The 16,583-nt window shown below is 62.7% G+C and carries 12 protein-coding genes; 6 read left to right on the top strand and 6 right to left on the bottom strand.

Features of this window, described 5'->3' with window-relative positions:
• Positions 1–2: 2 nt before the first annotated feature.
• From AOT96_RS11575 to AOT96_RS11560, 4 genes are all read right to left on the bottom strand, one after another.
• The gene (locus AOT96_RS11575; protein WP_065352829.1) at positions 3–3,185 is read right to left on the bottom strand and encodes a beta strand repeat-containing protein; all 3,183 of its coding nucleotides are present in this window, start codon (positions 3,183–3,185) and stop codon (positions 3–5) included.
• 252 nt (positions 3,186–3,437) lie between these two features.
• Positions 3,438–6,653 (bottom strand): Ig-like domain-containing protein, encoded by a 3,216-nt coding sequence (locus tag AOT96_RS11570; RefSeq protein WP_065352828.1) that lies wholly within the window; start codon positions 6,651–6,653, stop codon positions 3,438–3,440.
• A gap of 363 nt (positions 6,654–7,016) precedes the next feature.
• A complete protein-coding gene (serS, locus tag AOT96_RS11565) occupies positions 7,017–8,270 on the bottom strand; it encodes a serine--tRNA ligase (protein WP_007736032.1) in 1,254 nt (417 codons plus the stop codon).
• A gap of 65 nt (positions 8,271–8,335) precedes the next feature.
• The gene (locus AOT96_RS11560; RefSeq protein ID WP_003945404.1) at positions 8,336–8,731 is read right to left on the bottom strand and encodes an ankyrin repeat domain-containing protein; all 396 of its coding nucleotides are present in this window, start codon (positions 8,729–8,731) and stop codon (positions 8,336–8,338) included.
• A 70-nt stretch (positions 8,732–8,801) separates the two neighbouring features.
• Between AOT96_RS11560 and AOT96_RS11555 the strand changes: the two genes are divergently transcribed.
• From AOT96_RS11555 to AOT96_RS11530, 6 genes are all read left to right on the top strand, one after another.
• Positions 8,802–9,908, top strand: coding sequence for a septum formation family protein (locus tag AOT96_RS11555; RefSeq protein ID WP_003945397.1), 1,107 nt, complete (start codon positions 8,802–8,804; stop codon positions 9,906–9,908).
• Positions 9,909–9,911: 3 nt separating this feature from the next.
• Entirely contained in the window at positions 9,912–10,262 is a 351-nt protein-coding gene (locus AOT96_RS11550) for a metallopeptidase family protein (RefSeq protein ID WP_007736028.1), read from the top strand.
• Between the two features lie 134 nt (positions 10,263–10,396).
• Positions 10,397–10,696, top strand: coding sequence for a PE family protein (locus AOT96_RS11545; RefSeq protein WP_003945399.1), 300 nt, complete (start codon positions 10,397–10,399; stop codon positions 10,694–10,696).
• Between the two features lie 60 nt (positions 10,697–10,756).
• Positions 10,757–12,010: a PPE domain-containing protein gene (locus AOT96_RS11540; protein WP_030535831.1), complete on the top strand. Its 1,254-nt coding sequence runs from the start codon at positions 10,757–10,759 to the stop codon at positions 12,008–12,010.
• Positions 12,010–12,828 carry an ESX secretion-associated protein EspG gene (locus AOT96_RS11535; protein WP_065351768.1) on the top strand — a complete coding sequence of 273 codons (819 nt, stop codon included), beginning with the start codon at positions 12,010–12,012 and terminating at the stop codon, positions 12,826–12,828. The genes AOT96_RS11540 and AOT96_RS11535 overlap by 1 nt, the downstream gene beginning before the upstream one ends.
• Before the next feature lie 40 nt (positions 12,829–12,868).
• The gene (locus AOT96_RS11530; protein ID WP_065351767.1) at positions 12,869–14,971 is read left to right on the top strand and encodes an acyltransferase family protein; all 2,103 of its coding nucleotides are present in this window, start codon (positions 12,869–12,871) and stop codon (positions 14,969–14,971) included.
• Positions 14,972–14,980: 9 nt separating this feature from the next.
• Here AOT96_RS11530 and AOT96_RS11525 read toward each other — a convergent pair whose 3' ends face one another.
• Together AOT96_RS11525 and pheA are read right to left on the bottom strand one after the other, a co-directional pair.
• Positions 14,981–15,649, bottom strand: coding sequence for a histidine phosphatase family protein (locus AOT96_RS11525; protein ID WP_058038060.1), 669 nt, complete (start codon positions 15,647–15,649; stop codon positions 14,981–14,983).
• A complete protein-coding gene (gene pheA, locus AOT96_RS11520; protein ID WP_003945402.1) occupies positions 15,646–16,560 on the bottom strand; it encodes a prephenate dehydratase in 915 nt (304 codons plus the stop codon). The genes AOT96_RS11525 and pheA overlap by 4 nt, the downstream gene beginning before the upstream one ends.
• Positions 16,561–16,583: the final 23 nt, after the last annotated feature.

Here is a 16,583-nt window from a genome sequence, read left to right as displayed (position 1 = left end):
GGTCAGGAACCGAACGGAAGGAAATCGCTCGAGCCAGCGCTTCCTGAACCGAGGCTGCCCGTGCCACCGCCGGTTGCAGCCTTGACCTGAATTGCGTGGGCCGCCGAGGTGGAGCCTGTGAATCCGGCTGCGCCACTGTAGATTGCCGAAATCGAATGCGTGCCAGTTGTGGTGAAGGTGTGGTTCAGCGCCGCGATCCCGTTGACCACTGCCACAGCGTCACCGATCGAAGTATCCCCATCCATGAACTGCACCGTTCCACCGTTCTGCACCGAACTGACAGTCGCCGACAGGGTCACCGACTTGTTCACCACGGCATCACCAGGCACCGTCACCACAGTCTCCGTGGTGACATCCGAAGGCGCAGGGTCCGTTACATTCACCGTCCGCGCCTGGGCCGAGGATCCGACTACACCGGCTCCTCCCGAATAGACCGCAGTGATGCTGTGCGCACCCGCAGAGGTAAACGAATGCGTCAGGCCGGCAGCGCCGGCCGTAACCGCTTCAGGACCGCCGATCGCGACGCCACCGTCGTAGAACTGCACGGTTCCGACGCCGACAGCATCATCCGACGACGTTCGGACGGTTGCCCACAAGTCGGTCGCCACACCAGTTTTGGCGTCGGTCGGGATATTCAGTTCGACGACGGATTCCTGGTCGGCAACACTGACCTGAACTGACTTCGCACTTGCAACCGAGTTCTTGAATCCGGCACCAGCGGTGAAATCCGCGGTAATGCTCTGTGCACCAGCAGCATCGAAAGAATGTGAGAGGGTCGCGGTGCCACCGGACACCGTCACCGGGGAACCGATCGCAGTGCCATTTGACTTGAACTGCACCGAACCCACAGCGTTGTTCGGAGCTACCGTCGCGGTGAGATCAACAGCACTACCCGTAACCGCCGTAGCCGGAACCGACAGCGACGTCGTCGTCTCGACATCCACCGGAGCCGGATCAGAAACGGTCACCGTCTGAGCAGATGCCGACGAACTCACAAAGCCAGCACCGGCGGTGAAATCGGCCGTAACACTCTGAGCACCAGCAGCATCGAACGCATGCGACAGCGTCGCAACACCCGACGTGACTGCCACCGGAGTGCCGATCGCAGTGCCATTCGACTTGAACTGCACCGTACCGACAGCGTTGTTCGGAGCTACCGTCGCGGTGAGATCAACCGCCATACCCGTATCCGCCGTCGCCGGAACCGACAACGACGTCGTCGTCACCACATCCACCGGAGCCGGATCAGAGACCGTCACCGCCTGAGCCGATGCCGAGGAGCTGACGAACCCTGCACCGCCGGTGAAGTCAGCCGTAACACTCTGAGCACCAGCAGTATCGAACGTATGGCTCAATGTCGCAACACCGCCAGTCACCGTCACCGGTGAACCGATCGCCGTGCCATTCGACTTGAACTGCACCGAACCGACAGCGTTGTTCGGAGCAACCGTCGCCGTCAGATCAACCGCAGTACCCGTGACGGCAGTCGCCGGAACCGAGAGTGAGGTCGTGGTCTGGACATCCACCGGAGCCGGATCCGACACCGTCACCGTCCGAGCCGACGCCGACGAACTCACAAACCCTGCAGCAGCAGTGAAGTCAGCGGTAACACTTTGAGCACCAGCAACACTGAACGCATGCGACAGAATTGCGGACCCACCGGCAACAGTCACCGGAGAACCGATCGCCGCACCGTTCGACTTGAACTGCACCGAACCCACAGCATTGCTCGGAGCAACCGTCGCAGTCAGATCAACAGCAGTACCCGTAACCGCCGTAGCCGGAACTTGAAGCGTTGTAGTCGTACTCAGCGATGAGCTCGAGATCTCGATGGTCTGAGCTTGCGCGGTCGAACCACCAAAACCTGCAGTACCTGAGTAGACCGCAGTGATCGAGTGCGATCCCGCCGTAGTGAACGTGTGATCCAGGGTCGCCGCTCCGCCAGTCACCGCGATGGGTCCGCCGATGTCGATGCCACCGTCCTTGAACTGGACCGTTCCGCCGTTAGCTGCCGGTGAGATGTTTGCGGTCAGCGCGACCGAGGTCTGCTCGACGGCACTACTCGGGACTGTCAACGACGCAGTCGTCTGTACATCGGCAGCGGCCACGCTCACTGTGCGTGCTGGTGACGTGGATGTCAGAAACTCGAGAACACCGTCGTATACAGCGGTGATGGAGTGATCGCCTGCCGCGGTGAATGTATGTGGCAGTGTGGCAACGCCATTGACGACGGCCACCGGGGCGCCGATGTCAGTTCCGCCATCCTTGAACTGAACGGTGCCGCCTGTCGGTGCCGGGGAGACCTGCGCAACCAAATCGGTCGACTGACCGACCGTTGCAGCCGCGCCGGATGTCACTGTGGTCGAGGTCGCCGCCTGCGAGACGACGTTGACGGTGGCCAATGCCTGACCACCCGCATTCAACCCACCACCACTCGAATCGCGCGGAGAGCAGTTGTAGCGCTCCCAGTACCCCGGCCAAAGGGTCTCGTACTGCAAGAACGTGAACGCATTCTTCGGCGAATTGAACGCACCCGAATCACCATCTGTGGCACGCAACTTCGGCTGCACCGTACTACCCGCGGCACCGGCAACCACCGTCACGTCGATCGCGGGCAACCGGAAGGTCTTCCCTGCCCCTACCTCGATTCCACCGTCACTGTTCTTGCTCGTGCTCGGGCCGTTACCGCCCTTGTTGTTCGAGTCAGCAGTCTGATTGTTCCCCGAAATACGCAGATGCGTACCCGCGCCATCCGGCGAACCGCCGTCGTTGATCCGAATCACCGACGGAGTTACACCGGACAAATTCGACGAAGTACCTGCCACGACCTGAGCATCCACCAACGACACCCCTGCAGGTATATCGAAGTCGTACTTGAGCCGCGTCCATTTACCGACACTGCGGCCTGCATGCCCACCCGTCGGCACCGACATCACGTTCGGCTGAACCCGATAGGTGAACGTCGACCCCGCCACCACCTTCTCCGGTGCAGACACCGTCACACCCGTCGAATGAAACACATCCGCGATATCAACAGCCAGATGTTCATAACCATCGCAACCCAGCTTGAACCCGATCGAGTTCTCCACCGCGGGAGATGACGTCGGAGCTGCCGAAGCAACGCCACCTGCCACCAGCACGCCACCGACCAACGCCGCCACCACGACCGCGGAACTTCTTCTCACCAACACGAACTCTCCTCAGCTAGCAACAGACGTGGATCGGGAACCGCACGGAAGGAGGTCACTCGAACAGAGCGGAAATCGGAATGGAGCTGGACGCTCGTACAGTACCCGTCAAAAGTAGTACTTGTATCAGTTATTTCAGACAAATATTCACGAATTGCCAATAGTTCAGCTAACGACCAATCCGCGATTCCCGAAGAGCAATGCCCCCTTGCACCTATGGGCGCAAGGGGGCATCACATCATCGGAGAATCATGAACCGAACGGCAGCGACAGCGAACCGAGCGAACCGGAGCCACCACCCCCGTTACCGACGTTCACAACCGATGCAGTCGACGTGGAACCCGTGACGCCCTGGGCTCCGCTGTAGACCGCGGTGATCGAATGGTTGCCGGTCGTGGTGAAGGTGTGGCTCAGCACGGCCTGCCCACCGACAACATCAACGGCAGTTCCGATCGGAGTCGTTCCGTCGAAGAACTGGACGGTTCCCGACGTCGCGCCGGAAGAACTGACCACAGCCTTCAGCTGCACCGCCGTGCCGACCTTTGCCGAGGACGGAGCCGTCAACGACGTAGAGCTTTCGACATCCGACGGGGTCGGAACCGTGACATTGACGTCGACAGACTCCGCAGCGGACGACGTGAACACACCGGATCCACTGAATGCAGCCGAGACTGCAAAGGTGCCTTCTGCTCCGAACACGTGCGGCAGCTTGGCAACTCCGTCAACAACCGCGACCGGGGCGCCCAGATCGACTCCACCGATCTTGAACTGGACCGTTCCGCCGGACGGCACCAGGGCGTCCGAGGGATCTTCGGACACTGTCGCGAAGAGATCAACAGGCAGTCCGACCTTGGCTTCACCCTGAACACTCAGCACCGTCTTTGTCGCCTTGTCGACCGGAGCCGGATCCGACACCGTCACCGTCTGAGCAGGCGCCGACGAACTCACAAACCCAGCACCAGCGGTGAAGTCAGCGGTAACACTTTGTGCACCAGCAACATCGAACGAATGCGAGAGCGTCGCAACACCCGACGTGACTGTCACCGGTGAACCAATGGCCGTGCCGTTCGACTTGAACTGCACCGTACCGACAGCATTGTTCGGAGCAACCGTCGCCGTCAGATCAACAGCCGTACCCGTGATCGCCGTCGCCGGAACCGACAACGACGTCGTCGTCTCCACATCCACCGGAGCCGGATCCGACACCGTCACCGTCTGAGCCGACGCCGACGAGCTGACAAAGCCAGCTCCAGCGGTGAAGTCGGCCGTAACACTCTGCGCACCAGCAACATCGAACGCGTGCGACAGAGTCGCAACACCACCAGTCACCGTGACCGGGGAGCCGATTGCCGTGCCGTTCGACTTGAACTGCACCGTACCGACAGCAGTATTCGGAGCCACGGTAGCGGTCAGATCAACAGCCGTACCCGTGATCGCCGTCGCCGGAACCGAGAGTGACGTCGTGGTCTCCACATCCACCGGAGCCGGATCCGACACGGTCACCGTCTGAGCAGGCGCCGACGAACTCACAAAGCCAGCACCAGCGGTGAAATCAGCCGTAACACTCTGCGCACCAGCAGCATCGAACGCGTGCGAAAGCGTCGCAACACCGCCAGTCACCGTGACCGGGGAGCCGATTGCCGTGCCGTTCGACTTGAACTGCACCGTACCGACAGCAGTATTCGGAGCCACGGTAGCGGTCAGATCAACAGCCGTACCCGTGATCGCCGTCGCCGGAACCGAGAGTGACGTCGTGGTCTCCACATCCACCGGAGCCGGATCAGAAACGGTCACCGTCTGAGCAGGCGCCGACGAACTCACAAAGCCAGCACCAGCGGTGAAGTCAGCCGTAACACTCTGCGCACCAGCAGCATCGAACGCGTGCGACAGAGTCGCAACACCGCCAGTCACCGTGACCGGGGAGCCGATTGCAGTGCCGTTCGACTTGAACTGCACCGTACCGACAGCAGTATTCGGAGCAACCGTCGCCGTCAGATTAACCGCCGTACCCGTGACGGCAGTCGCCGGAACCGAGAGTGACGTCGTGGTCTCCACATCCACCGGAGCCGGATCAGAAACGGTCACCGTCTGAGCAGGCGCCGACGAACTCACAAAGCCAGCACCAGCGGTGAAGTCAGCCGTAACACTCTGCGCACCAGCAGCATCGAACGCGTGCGACAGAGTCGCAACACCGCCACTCACCGTGACCGGGGAACCGATTGCAGTGCCGTTCGACTTGAACTGCACCGTACCGACAGCAGTATTCGGAGCAACCGTCGCCGTCAGATTAACCGCCGTACCCGTGACGGCAGTCGCCGGAACCGAGAGCGACGTCGTCGTCTCCACATCCACCGGAGCCGGATCAGAAACGGTCACCGTCTGAGCCGACGCCGACGAACTCACAAATCCTGCACCAGCAGTGAAATCAGCCGTAACACTCTGCGCACCAGCAGCATCGAACGCATGGCTCAATGTCGCAACACCGCCAGTCACCGTGACCGGAGTGCCGATCGCCGTGCCGTTCGACTTGAACTGCACCGTGCCGACAGCGTTGTTCGGAGCCACGGTGGCCGTCAGATCAACCGCCGTACCTGTGATGGCAGTAGCCGGAACCGAGAGTGACGTCGTGGTCTCGACATCCACCGGAGCCGAAGCAATGCTGATCGTCGCGAGTGGACCTGCACCAGCGTTGAGAGGCGTGGTGTCCTTGTTCTCGCGAGGCGAGCACCGGGTCGGAGCCCACTGTGTACCAAGGAAACTCGCCTTTGCGAGCTGAGTGCTGAAGTTTTCGCTGGCACCGAGGTTGCCGGCCGCACCCGCGGTCCTCACCTTCGGCTGGATCACTCCCGTCGCACCAGCGACCATTGTTACGTCGACTGCGGGAAGTCGGAACCACGTGTCTCCGTTGCCGTTTGTCGAGCCATCGAGGTTCTTCTTGGACTTCGGTACTCGAATTCCACCCTCCGAGTTCGTGCTCGTCGTCGGACTGTTGCCGATCACCTGGTTGTTTCCTGACAACCGCAGGATCCCGCCGCTGCCGTCGACATTGCCAGAATCGTTGACTCTGAGAACATTCGGTGCGACATTGTCGAGTCCGATGGAGGTACCTGCGACGACGGTAGCGGAAACGTACGTCGCATTGCTCGGGATGGCATAGTCGATTTTCAGACGTGACAAGTTCGTAGTAGTCGCTCCGGAGTCCTTGTCCGGATATGACGTTCCGCTCGGCTGAATTCGGTAGGTGAAAGTCTCGCCGGGCTGGACAGAAGCCGGGGCGTCGACCGTGATGAGGTTGTCGGTGACCTTGTGGACGTCTCCGATAATCGATCCGGCAACGCACGCTGTTTTGAAACCGGTGGTCGAGATAGCAGCTGACGCGGGCGTGCCGACCAGCAGCATTCCGGCGACCATGGCGGTTCCGGTTATGGGCACGGCGAATCGCCGCAACTGAGAGATTTGGGGCATGGGCACTTCCTTCGGAAGGGCAAACATGAGCAGTGGATTCGGACAAAACGTGTGCGCGCCGTCACAACATAACGAAAAAACTAGTACGTGTACCACTTTTGGCAAGACACTTGTCCAATTCACCCCGGACTCACCCTCGTATCACCAGACGCGGGATGGAAAAGCAGGGTATGGAAACTCGATTGAACGCAAAACTATCGCCAAAGCGGCCCATCGACAACGCTTTTGGTGGTCACCGCGCCAATCGGCGGGAAAAAGTTGATATTTCGTCAGTTCAGAAAAAGTTCCAAACCTACCAGTACGAAAGTACGAAAAGGGCCGCGACGGAGTCCGTCGCGGCCCTGATTGTGTTGGTTCAGCGTGTCAGCGAAGCACATCCGTGCCGACAAACGGCACCAATGCCTCGGGCACTCGCACCGAGCCGTCGGCCTGCTGATGGTTCTCGAGAATCGACACGATCCAGCGCGTCGTAGCCAAGGTGCCGTTGAGAGTGGCGGCCGTCTGCGGCTTGCCGTTCTCGTCGCGGTACCGAACTCCGAGGCGGCGGGCCTGGAACGTCGTGCAGTTGGACGTCGATGTCAGCTCGCGGTAGGTGCCCTGCGTCGGGACCCATGCCTCGCAGTCGAACTTACGCGCAGCCGAAGAACCGAGGTCTCCGCCGGCGACGTCGATCACGCGGTACGGAACGTCGATGGCCGCCAACATGTCTCGCTCCCACCCTAGGAGACGCTGGTGTTCGGCGTCGGCGTCCTCGGGACGGCAGTACGTGAACATCTCGACCTTGTCGAACTGATGAACACGGATGATGCCGCGGGTGTCCTTGCCGTAGCTTCCGGCCTCGCGGCGGAAGCACGACGACCAACCGGCGTAGCGCTTAGGGCCTTCGTTCAGTTCGAGGATCTCGCCCGAGTGGTAGCCGGCCATGGGTACCTCGGAAGTTCCGACGAGGTACAGGTCGTCATCCTGCAAGTGGTAGATCTCGTCCGAGTGAGCACCGAGGAAGCCGGTACCGGCCATGATTTCCGGGCGTACGAGCACCGGCGGAATCATCATCGTGAATCCGTTGGCGATCGCCTTCTGCGCAGCCAACTGCAGCAGTCCGAGCTGGAGCATGGCCCCGTAGCCGGTCATGAAGTAGAAGCGCGAACCCGAAACCTTGGCGCCGCGTTCCATGTCGATCAGGCCGAGCGACTCGCCCAGCTCGAGGTGATCCTTCGGCTCGAAGTCGAACTTCGGAATCTCACCGACGTGTTCGAGAACGATGTAATCGTCCTCGCCGCCGGCCGGCGCACCTTCTTGTACGACGTTGGAAATCGCGCGGTGTGCGGCGTCGAGCGCGGCCTGCGCCTCGTGCTGCGCGGCCTCGGCTTCCTTGACCTTTGCCGCCAGTTCCTTGGAACCTTCGAGCAGTGCGGGACGCTCCTCCGGAGATGCCTGTCCGACCTTCTTGCCGAAGGCCTTCTGCTCTGCACGGAGGTTGTCTCCGGTCAGAACGGCAGCGCGTCGGGACGCGTCGGCTTCGAGCAGAGCGTCGACCAGTCCTGGATCTTCTCCACGGGTGCGCTGCGACTCGCGGACGATTTCGGGGTTCTCACGGAGAAACTTGAGGTCAATCACGACTTCGAACTTTACCCACTCACTGCAGCTCTCCGACGGTCACGTCCACGTCGGAGAGGGAGAGATCACGATTCGAGCAGACTCAGGTAGTCCTCGCGTCCGAACATCCGAGCCGCGTCGACGGCAGTCGGGTGTCCACCTTTCGGGTCGGCTCCCCCGCTCACCAGCGCTTTCACCACCGCATCCTCACCCTTGAAGACCGCTCCGGCAAGGGGCGTCTGGTTCTTGTCGTTGGGCCGGTTGACGTCGGCGCCGCGCTCGATCAGGGCAACGACGGCGTCAGCGTGACCGTGGTACGCCGCCAACATGACGAGCGTGTCGCCACTCTCGTTGGTCAGATTGACGGGAACTCCGGCATCGACGTACGACGCCAGCCCGGCTGCATCACCGGTTCGTGCCATGTCGAAGAGCCGGCCCGCCAGCTCGACAGCCTCGGGATCGAGTGGGGTGTTTTCGCTCATGACTACAAAATACTCACAGACGCGATTGTGAGTTTTGTAGTGAAGGTTCGATATCGCCACGGCAACAGGCATGATGGAATCGATGTCCGAAGACAAGATCGAGAAGTCGCCAGATCCGGCCGATCCCCAGGGGACGCCGGCGAAGAAAACTGTCTCCGCGAGTCGCACCCGTCGGGTCCTGGCTGCTGTGGCGGTAGGTGCGGTGGTCGCCGCGATCGCAACGATCGCGATTTCCGGTGGATTGAACAAGGACGACTCGTCCTCGGTCAGTGTCAGTGGCGGTGGTCCCGCAGCGACGGGATCGACTCGCGACGACGCCTTCACCGCGGCTGCGGCCGGCGACTGTCTCAACTGGACGCCTGCGACCGAGTCGGGCGGAGACCGCACGGACATGTCGAAGGTTCAGTGCGGAACTGAACACCGCTTCGAGGTAGCCGGACCACTCGACCTCTCGGTGTTCCCGGGCGCCGAGTTCGGCCCCGGTTCCCGGTACCCGGGCGCCCTTCGATTCGCCGAACTACGCGACGAGCACTGCACACCCATCGTCATGTCCTACCTCGATTCGAAATTCGATCCCAAGGGCAAGTTCAGCGTCGGCTTGATGTTCCCGAGTGAATCGGGTTGGGCTTCGGGCGAGCGCGCACTGCGTTGCGGGTTGCAGTTCTCGACCACGACCGGCGAGCTACAACCGTTCGTTGGCCGCGTGGCGGACCAGGACCAGTCGAACGTGTGGGACGTCGGCACGTGCATCGGCATCAACCAGAACCTCCCCACCGATCCGGTCGATTGCGCGAAACCGCATGCATACGAGGTTATTTCGGTGATAGACCTCGGCACTCAATTCCCGGGCGCAATGCCGTCGGTCGAAGATCAGGACCGCTATCTCGAGGGCGTCTGCACTCAGGCGTCCAACGAGTACCTTGGTTCCGCAGACGCGCTTCGCGACAAGACGCTGACACTGTTCTGGGACAACATTTCACTGGAAAGCTGGTTGGCCGGCAGCCGCCGAGTCAATTGTTCGATCGGCAAAGAGGTCGAAACCGGCGGGTTTGCCGCGATCACCGGAAGCGCCAAGGGCGACATCCTGATCAACGGCGCCGCTCCGGTCCCGCCACCCGCTGCACCGGAAGGTCGGTCGTTGCCGACGCCGTTGCCCGGCGCAGCTCCGCCGTCGTAAGCCATGACGGTAACTATGACGCCCGACCGGTTCGAGGAACTGGTCGGCGAGGCGCTCGATCTGATTCCGCCCGAACTTGCCAAGGCAATCGACAATGTCGTGGTGCTTGTCGAAGCACGTGACGAGGAAGAGCCGGGGCTGCTCGGTTTGTATCAGGGCGTCGCTCTGACCGAGCGGGATTCTCATTACGGTGGGTACCTGCCGGACACGGTCACTATTTTCCGCGATTCGATACTCGACATCTGCGCATCCGAGGACGAGGTTGTTCACGAGGTTGCCGTGACCGTCATCCACGAGATCGCGCACTACTTCGGCATCGAAGAAGACAGATTGCACGAACTCGGCTGGGGCTGAGGGCAAAGTCGTCCGATTTCGGGGGGAACCAAAAGCGGGCGGTAGGCATCAAAGTATGTGCGGGGGGATATCGACGGCTGTGCGCACGGCCTCCCGACCACTTATCCGCCCTGGTCAGGAAGGAGTTCGGCACTATGCACGTCGACCCTCAAGCCCTAGTTGCCGCCGCAATGGAACTCGAGTCTGCGGCGACGCGATTGCGCGGAATCGTCTCTACTGCGCAGCCGACGCTACGCGTTCTCCCAGCGGGATCCGAAGAAGTGTCCGGTAGCGCGGCAAATTACTTCAACACCATCTCGGGCAGCCTTGCCTCGTCCACCGATCGGGCAATCGAGGAGCTCACCGCGGCTGCGGCAGCTCTGCGCAAGAATGCAGCTGCCTACGAGCTCGAAGACCAGCTCACCAAGTCCAGCCTGGCAGCCGCACCGATCTGATCGACAGAAATCGAGCTCGGTAACTCGGCAACACAGTCACACTTCCTGGGGGGAAGAACAATGGTCGGCATCACCGGCGTCATCTGGTATCCACGGGGCGCAGCACCCAACTCCGCAGCACTGGTCGCCGGAGCCGGGCCGGTCCCTCTCGGCGTGGCGGCCGGGGCCTGGTCCACCGTGTCGTCCGGACTGACCGACACCGCTGCATCAATCTCTCGCGTGATGGCGGACCTTCGCACCGGGTGGTCCGGAGAAGCAGCGGATGCCGCATTGAGCAAGTTCGCGCCGTTTCAGGAATGGGCTGCTGCTGCCGCGTTGCTCGCGGGAGAAACTGCAGGTAAGGCCCAGGTGCAGTCCGGTTCGTACACGGTTGCCACCCTCGCCATGCCGTCCCTGGCCGAGATTGCAGCAGTTCAAGCGGCCAAGGTCGCCGCGTATTCCATCGGCGGGGCGCTGGTAGGCGGAGCCGCTGCAGCCGAGGCTGCCGAAGAAGCTCTCAAAATTCGAGCGGCGGTGACAATGGAAACGTACGACGCCGCAACGGCCCATCTGGCCGTGCAGCAGAACTTCGACTCACCACCGTCCATCGCGGAACCCACAGCTGGGGCATCCGCTTCGGCCGAAAGCCCAGGCAGCGCCGCACGACAGTCCGTCGTGCAAGCGGCATCCACGCTCGCTGACGCAATCGCGGATCCCGTGCGCGCCGCCACCGCTGCTGTCGCATCCGTAGTTTCCAACCCGGTATTTGCCGCCGCTGCCTCACAGGCCGGTGCCATCTCCGGTGGAGTTGCCACCGCAGCCAGCGCCACCACCACCGCAGTCACAGGCGCCACCACTGCCGCATCAGCTCTCGCGACGGCAGGAGCAGGACTCACCGGACTGGGCGGCGCGGGACTCGGCGGCGCAAGACTCGGCGCTTCCACACCATCACTGTTCGGCACCCCGTCGGCAAGCCGGGCACCGGCACAGGTCAGCGCAGCATCCGCGACTACCGGAGCCGGAGCAATCGCGGGCTCGTCGTCGAGCAGCAGCACCGGTCGGCACGCTCTTCCTGATCCCTCCACCGGCCAGAGCGCCACGCGCCAGAACCCCGTGACCTCGCCGGTTCAGGGCACCGCGGATACCGTCAAGGTGGATCCGGCCCGAACCGCAGGCGGATCTGCGCCGATCGCCGGCGGCCGTCATGCGGCCCAATCTGAAGACGAGACCGAGCACGACACACCCGATTACCTGAAGCACTTCGAGCACTTCGCCGACGGCCGAACAGTCATCCCGTCCGTGATCGGTGGCGCACTCGAAACTGCAGAGCATTGATGGTGGACCTCGGCACCTCACCTGAGGGGTGGAATTTACCTGTCGTCGCCCTGTCACAGGACGAAATCGACTATGTACGTGAGCGACTCGGACTCGATGCGCTTCCCGTGGTTCTCGGTGGCGCGACGGTTCACGGCAGTGCGAGCGCTCACCGTACGGCGATGCAGTCCGCGGCAGATTCACTCTCCGAGCGCGATCTCCTCCCCGGCGGGGAGATCCATCACGAACTCAGTGCCCGCCTGCGCGTCCTGACCCACCCCAAGTGGGAGTTGGCGCTGCGTCGGCATGTCGGCGGAAGCATTTCACGCCTCTGCGTCGCGCAGGGCGAATTCCTTTGTGTCGAAGCGACTTCAACTGATTCTTCGTTCGCATTGCGCAGCGTCACCGCCGAAGCGACTGCACCCGTTGTCACCGCGCTCGGCAGCGCCGAAGCAATGCCGATTGCCGTGATCAACGCACCGACCGAGATGCTCAGCCTGGCATTCGGCGCCGGCCCGGATGCAGGCAGCGTAACCTCGGCCTTGATCAACGCCGGGATACCCGAAGACGACGCGCGCCAACTGGGTAGCGCAATCGTCACATGCACCGCCTTCGCCGAATTGGTCGGAATACCACACAGTTTGGGAGCGACGACGCTCATGACCGGCGCAGTGACTGTGTACGACACCTTGTCGGGTCGGCTGGTCGGTTCGACCACTCGGGCCGCCGACGGCACCGAATGGACGTCCATCAGTTCCGGAACATCCCATCGCCTCCGACAAGCCGTGAACGCGCTGGTAACCGAACTCGAGGAATCGGCGCCGGAGACTTCCGGGTAACCTCGGGGCGTCCCTTCAACGCCCGGAGCCTTACTTCAGCATGCAGTTCTCGCGTCAACCGTCGTCACCGGGCGAACAAGGCTCGGTCGCCACGATCGACCGGCCGAACGAAGAACGGGCAACAACACCGCACCGACAAGACCTGAACGGACTGCGTGGCCTCGCCATCGGTTTGGTGGTCGTGTTCCACGTGTGGTTCGGACGGGTATCGGGCGGGGTGGACGTCTTCCTGGTTCTGTCCGGATACTTCTTCGTCGGCTCACTGGTTCGACGCGCCGAAGCCGGGGGTTCACTCAACCCGGTCCCGGCACTGCGGCGGGTGTTTCTGCGGCTGTTCCCCCTGATCGCGGTGGTCAGCATTTTGACCGCACTGGGGACCGCGTTGCTGCTGCCACGCACACGCTGGGCCGATCTGGGCGATCAACTGATCGCGGTGCTCGGGTTCTTCCAGAACTGGCAGCTCGCCAGCACCGCAAGCGACTACCTGGCCGCCGACGGCTCGGTCACTCCCCTGCAGCACCTGTGGTCGATGGCCGTACAAGGTCAGTTCTATCTCCTGGCCATCGCACTGGTCTCCGTGATCGCTTATGTCGCTTCACGCGTGAATCCCAACTATTTCCGCCCGTCACTCGCGGTCACCCTTCTGGTTCTGACCGCAGGATCTTTCCTCTACGCACTCGCCAAATCTTCGCGTCACCAAGCCTGGGCGTACTACGACTCCGGCGCCAGGTTGTGGGAATTGGCCCTCGGTGGTCTGCTGGCCGTTCTGATGACCAGCACACGCAGTCGGCAGATCGCATCCCTGCCGTTCTCGGTCAGAGCAACGATCGGCTGGGCGGGGCTTTCGTCGATCCTGTTGTGCGGCATAGTGCTCGACGGCGCCCAGCAGTTCCCCGGCCCGTGGGCGCTGGTGCCGGTGCTGGCCACTCTTGCGCTGATCCTGTCCGGAGTCGGCGACGACACGCCTTGGACGTCGAAGACGCTCGCCCATCCGGCACTGACGTGGCTCGGCTCGTTCGCATTCGCGCTGTACCTGATTCACTGGCCGATTCTGGTGTTTGCACTCGTGATCACCGGACGCCCCGAAGCCGGCCTGCTCGGTGGGGCACTGATCATCGCCCTCTCCGTCGCGGGGGCGCTTGCACTCCGGCGCCTGATCGAGGTTCCGGTGGAACGTGGAGGCCGCTCGCGCCGGTACACCGTCCTGGCATGCGTCGTCACCGCTGCCGTGGTCCTCGCCGCTTCGGTCGCCTGGCAGTCGTACGCGAGCAGCCAGACGACGGGCCAGCGGGCAGTCGACACCCTCGACCTCTTGACCCATCCCGGCGCACTCGCGCTCACCGACGGTGCCGAAGTACCCAAGGCGTCGATGGTTCCCTCGATCTTCGATGCGCCACTGGACCTTCCGGCCAGTACGCTCGACGGCTGTATCGCCGATTTTCTCGAGCGGGACGTCGTCCACTGCACCTACGGCGACGCCGACGCCGACAGAACCATCGCCCTCGCAGGTGGTTCGCACTCCGAGCACTGGCTCACTGCGCTCGACGAACTCGGCAAGAGTCACGGGTTCCGCGTCGACACGTATCTGAAGATGGGCTGCCCGCTCACCATCGACTCCATGCAGACGTTGTCGGACAACGACTATCCGGATTGCGTCGACTGGTCGCGTGGAGTGCTGACCGAGTTGGCCGACGCCTCACCCGATTTCGTGTTCACGACGGCAACCAGGCCGAGTTCCGACGGCCCTGGCGACGTGACGCCCGAGTCTTACGTACACGTGTGGGAGGAACTGGGGCGCGACGGTATCGACGTACTCGCCATCCGCGATACCCCGTGGCTGCACCACGACGGCGTCGCCTACCGCGCGATCGACTGTCTGGCGACAACCACGTCACCCGATCACTGCGCGATGCCACGGTCCGAAATGCTCAGCGACGTCAATCCGGCGCCGTCGGCGATCGGCGATCTGACCAACGTCCGTCTACTCGACCTCAGCGACGGCGTCTGCGGACCGGAGTTGTGCCGCGTCGTGGAGGGAAATGTGTTGGTGTATCACGATTCCCACCACCTGACAGCCAGCTACGTGAGCACGCTGTCCGCTGAACTCGGGCGCCAACTGAGCGTCCAGACCGGTTGGTGGTGAAGCCGACCGTCAGCCCATCACGTCGTCGGCACCGGGGATGAGTCGATGCTCGAACGGCGGGTTGACGGTTCCCCAGCGCAGGCACTCCCAACCGCCGTCGACCGAAGGCAACAGTTCGACGGTCTCGGTGTTGGCCAAGTGGTTGTTGGCTGCGAACAGACCGGGGACACCGGCAAGCTGGGCTGCGACAAGACGGATCGCCGCACCATGACTGACCACGACGATGTCGCCGCCGTCTCGTGAGCCTTCGAGAAATTCTTCGCGCAACGAATTGACGACGGGGACGTACCGCTCCAGGACGTCGTATCCCGTTTCACCACCGGGGATGCGAGCGCCGAGGTTGCCGGTGTGCCAGTGATGGAACGTCTCCATGAACAGTCGGTGCGCGGCCTCGTCGGTACGATCTTCGAGGTCACCGGCCTGCACCTCGTGCAATCCGTCCCGCACATCCAGAGTGACACCGGCGGCCTGCTCCACGAAACCTGCGGTCTGCCGGGCACGCAAAGCCAACGACGATACGAGTGCCAGCGGAGGCGCCGAAGCCAGGCCGATGCCCAACGTCTCGGCCTGCGCCAACCCTTCCGGCGTGAGCTTTGCTCCGGGTAGTGCGGTGTCGAGACGTTTGGCGACATTCGCCTCCGTCTGACCGTGCCGAACGAGGATGAGCCTTCCGGTCATCGTTCTCCCCCTCCATGCTTGAGTTCGTCGATCCACCGAATCGCTTCTTCGTCCGAAGGAGGTTGTGGCCCGGTCGAATTCGCTGTCGCCCACGACCCCAGGAAGCGGACTCCGGATTTACGATGCAGCGCACGCATCGCCTCGGCCACCAGCGAGTCCTCGACGTGTCCGACGCAGTCCACGAAGAACCGGTACGTGCCCAATTCCGTTCGCATCGGCCGTGATTCGATCCGAGTCAGGTCGATACCGCGAGCGGCGAATTCGGAGAGTGCACGCACCAGGGAGCCGGGAGCGTTGTCGAGATGAAGCACCAGCGCGGTGCGATCGGCACCGGTCCGCGCCGGAACCGGGGCCGGCTTGGTGACCAACACGAAACGTGTGCGGGCGCCGCCTACATCGGCGACGTTGTCCGCCAGGCTGTCGAGTCCGAGCATCTGACCTGCCAAAGCCGTGGACACACCGGCGTCGACGGTTCCGGCCTGCACATCCAGGGCCGCACCGGCGTTGGACGACGCCAACACCACCTCGGCCTGGGGCAGGTTCTCGGCGATCCATCCGCGGACCTGCGCGCCCGCATGCGGGTACGCGCCGATCGTTCGGACCTGATCGGCGGTGGTCCCGGCCCGAACCAGGATGGAGAAACTCACGTCCAGATCGGTTTCGGCGACGATCTGCAGCGGAGAACCGAGAGCGAGTGAATCGAGCGTCGGAGCTACGCCGCCTTCCACCGAGTTCTCGAAGGGAACCACGGCTCCGTCCACGGAACCGTCGCGAACCATGTCGAGAGTCGCCGGTGGACTGCCGGCCGGTACTCGCTCGACGGTTTCGCCGAACGCGCCCTCAGCCTCCAACTGGGCGAGAGCTATCTCCGTGAAGGTTCCCGACGGACCGAAATACGCGATTCTTGGCACGCCTAAAAGATTACGCACCGACC

Source organism: Rhodococcus sp. 008 (genome assembly GCF_001682295.1).
Classification (GTDB): Bacteria; Actinomycetota; Actinomycetes; order Mycobacteriales; family Mycobacteriaceae; genus Rhodococcus_F; species Rhodococcus_F qingshengii.
This window is presented reverse-complemented; position numbering and strand designations above follow the sequence as displayed.

Excerpts from the sequence above, each read along its gene's own strand:
- AOT96_RS11570 (WP_065352828.1), bottom strand. The coding sequence starts at position 6,653 with ATGCCCCAAATCTCTCAGTTGCGGCGATTCGCCGTGCCCATAACCGGA.
- AOT96_RS11560 (WP_003945404.1), bottom strand. The coding sequence starts at position 8,731 with ATGAGCGAAAACACCCCACTCGATCCCGAGGCTGTCGAGCTGGCGGGC.
- AOT96_RS11555 (WP_003945397.1), top strand. The coding sequence starts at position 8,802 with ATGATGGAATCGATGTCCGAAGACAAGATCGAGAAGTCGCCAGATCCG.
- AOT96_RS11550 (WP_007736028.1), top strand. The coding sequence starts at position 9,912 with ATGACGGTAACTATGACGCCCGACCGGTTCGAGGAACTGGTCGGCGAG.
- AOT96_RS11545 (WP_003945399.1), top strand. The coding sequence starts at position 10,397 with ATGCACGTCGACCCTCAAGCCCTAGTTGCCGCCGCAATGGAACTCGAG.
- AOT96_RS11540 (WP_030535831.1), top strand. The coding sequence starts at position 10,757 with ATGGTCGGCATCACCGGCGTCATCTGGTATCCACGGGGCGCAGCACCC.
- AOT96_RS11535 (WP_065351768.1), top strand. The coding sequence starts at position 12,010 with ATGGTGGACCTCGGCACCTCACCTGAGGGGTGGAATTTACCTGTCGTC.
- AOT96_RS11530 (WP_065351767.1), top strand. The coding sequence starts at position 12,869 with ATGCAGTTCTCGCGTCAACCGTCGTCACCGGGCGAACAAGGCTCGGTC.
- AOT96_RS11525 (WP_058038060.1), bottom strand. The coding sequence starts at position 15,649 with ATGACCGGAAGGCTCATCCTCGTTCGGCACGGTCAGACGGAGGCGAAT.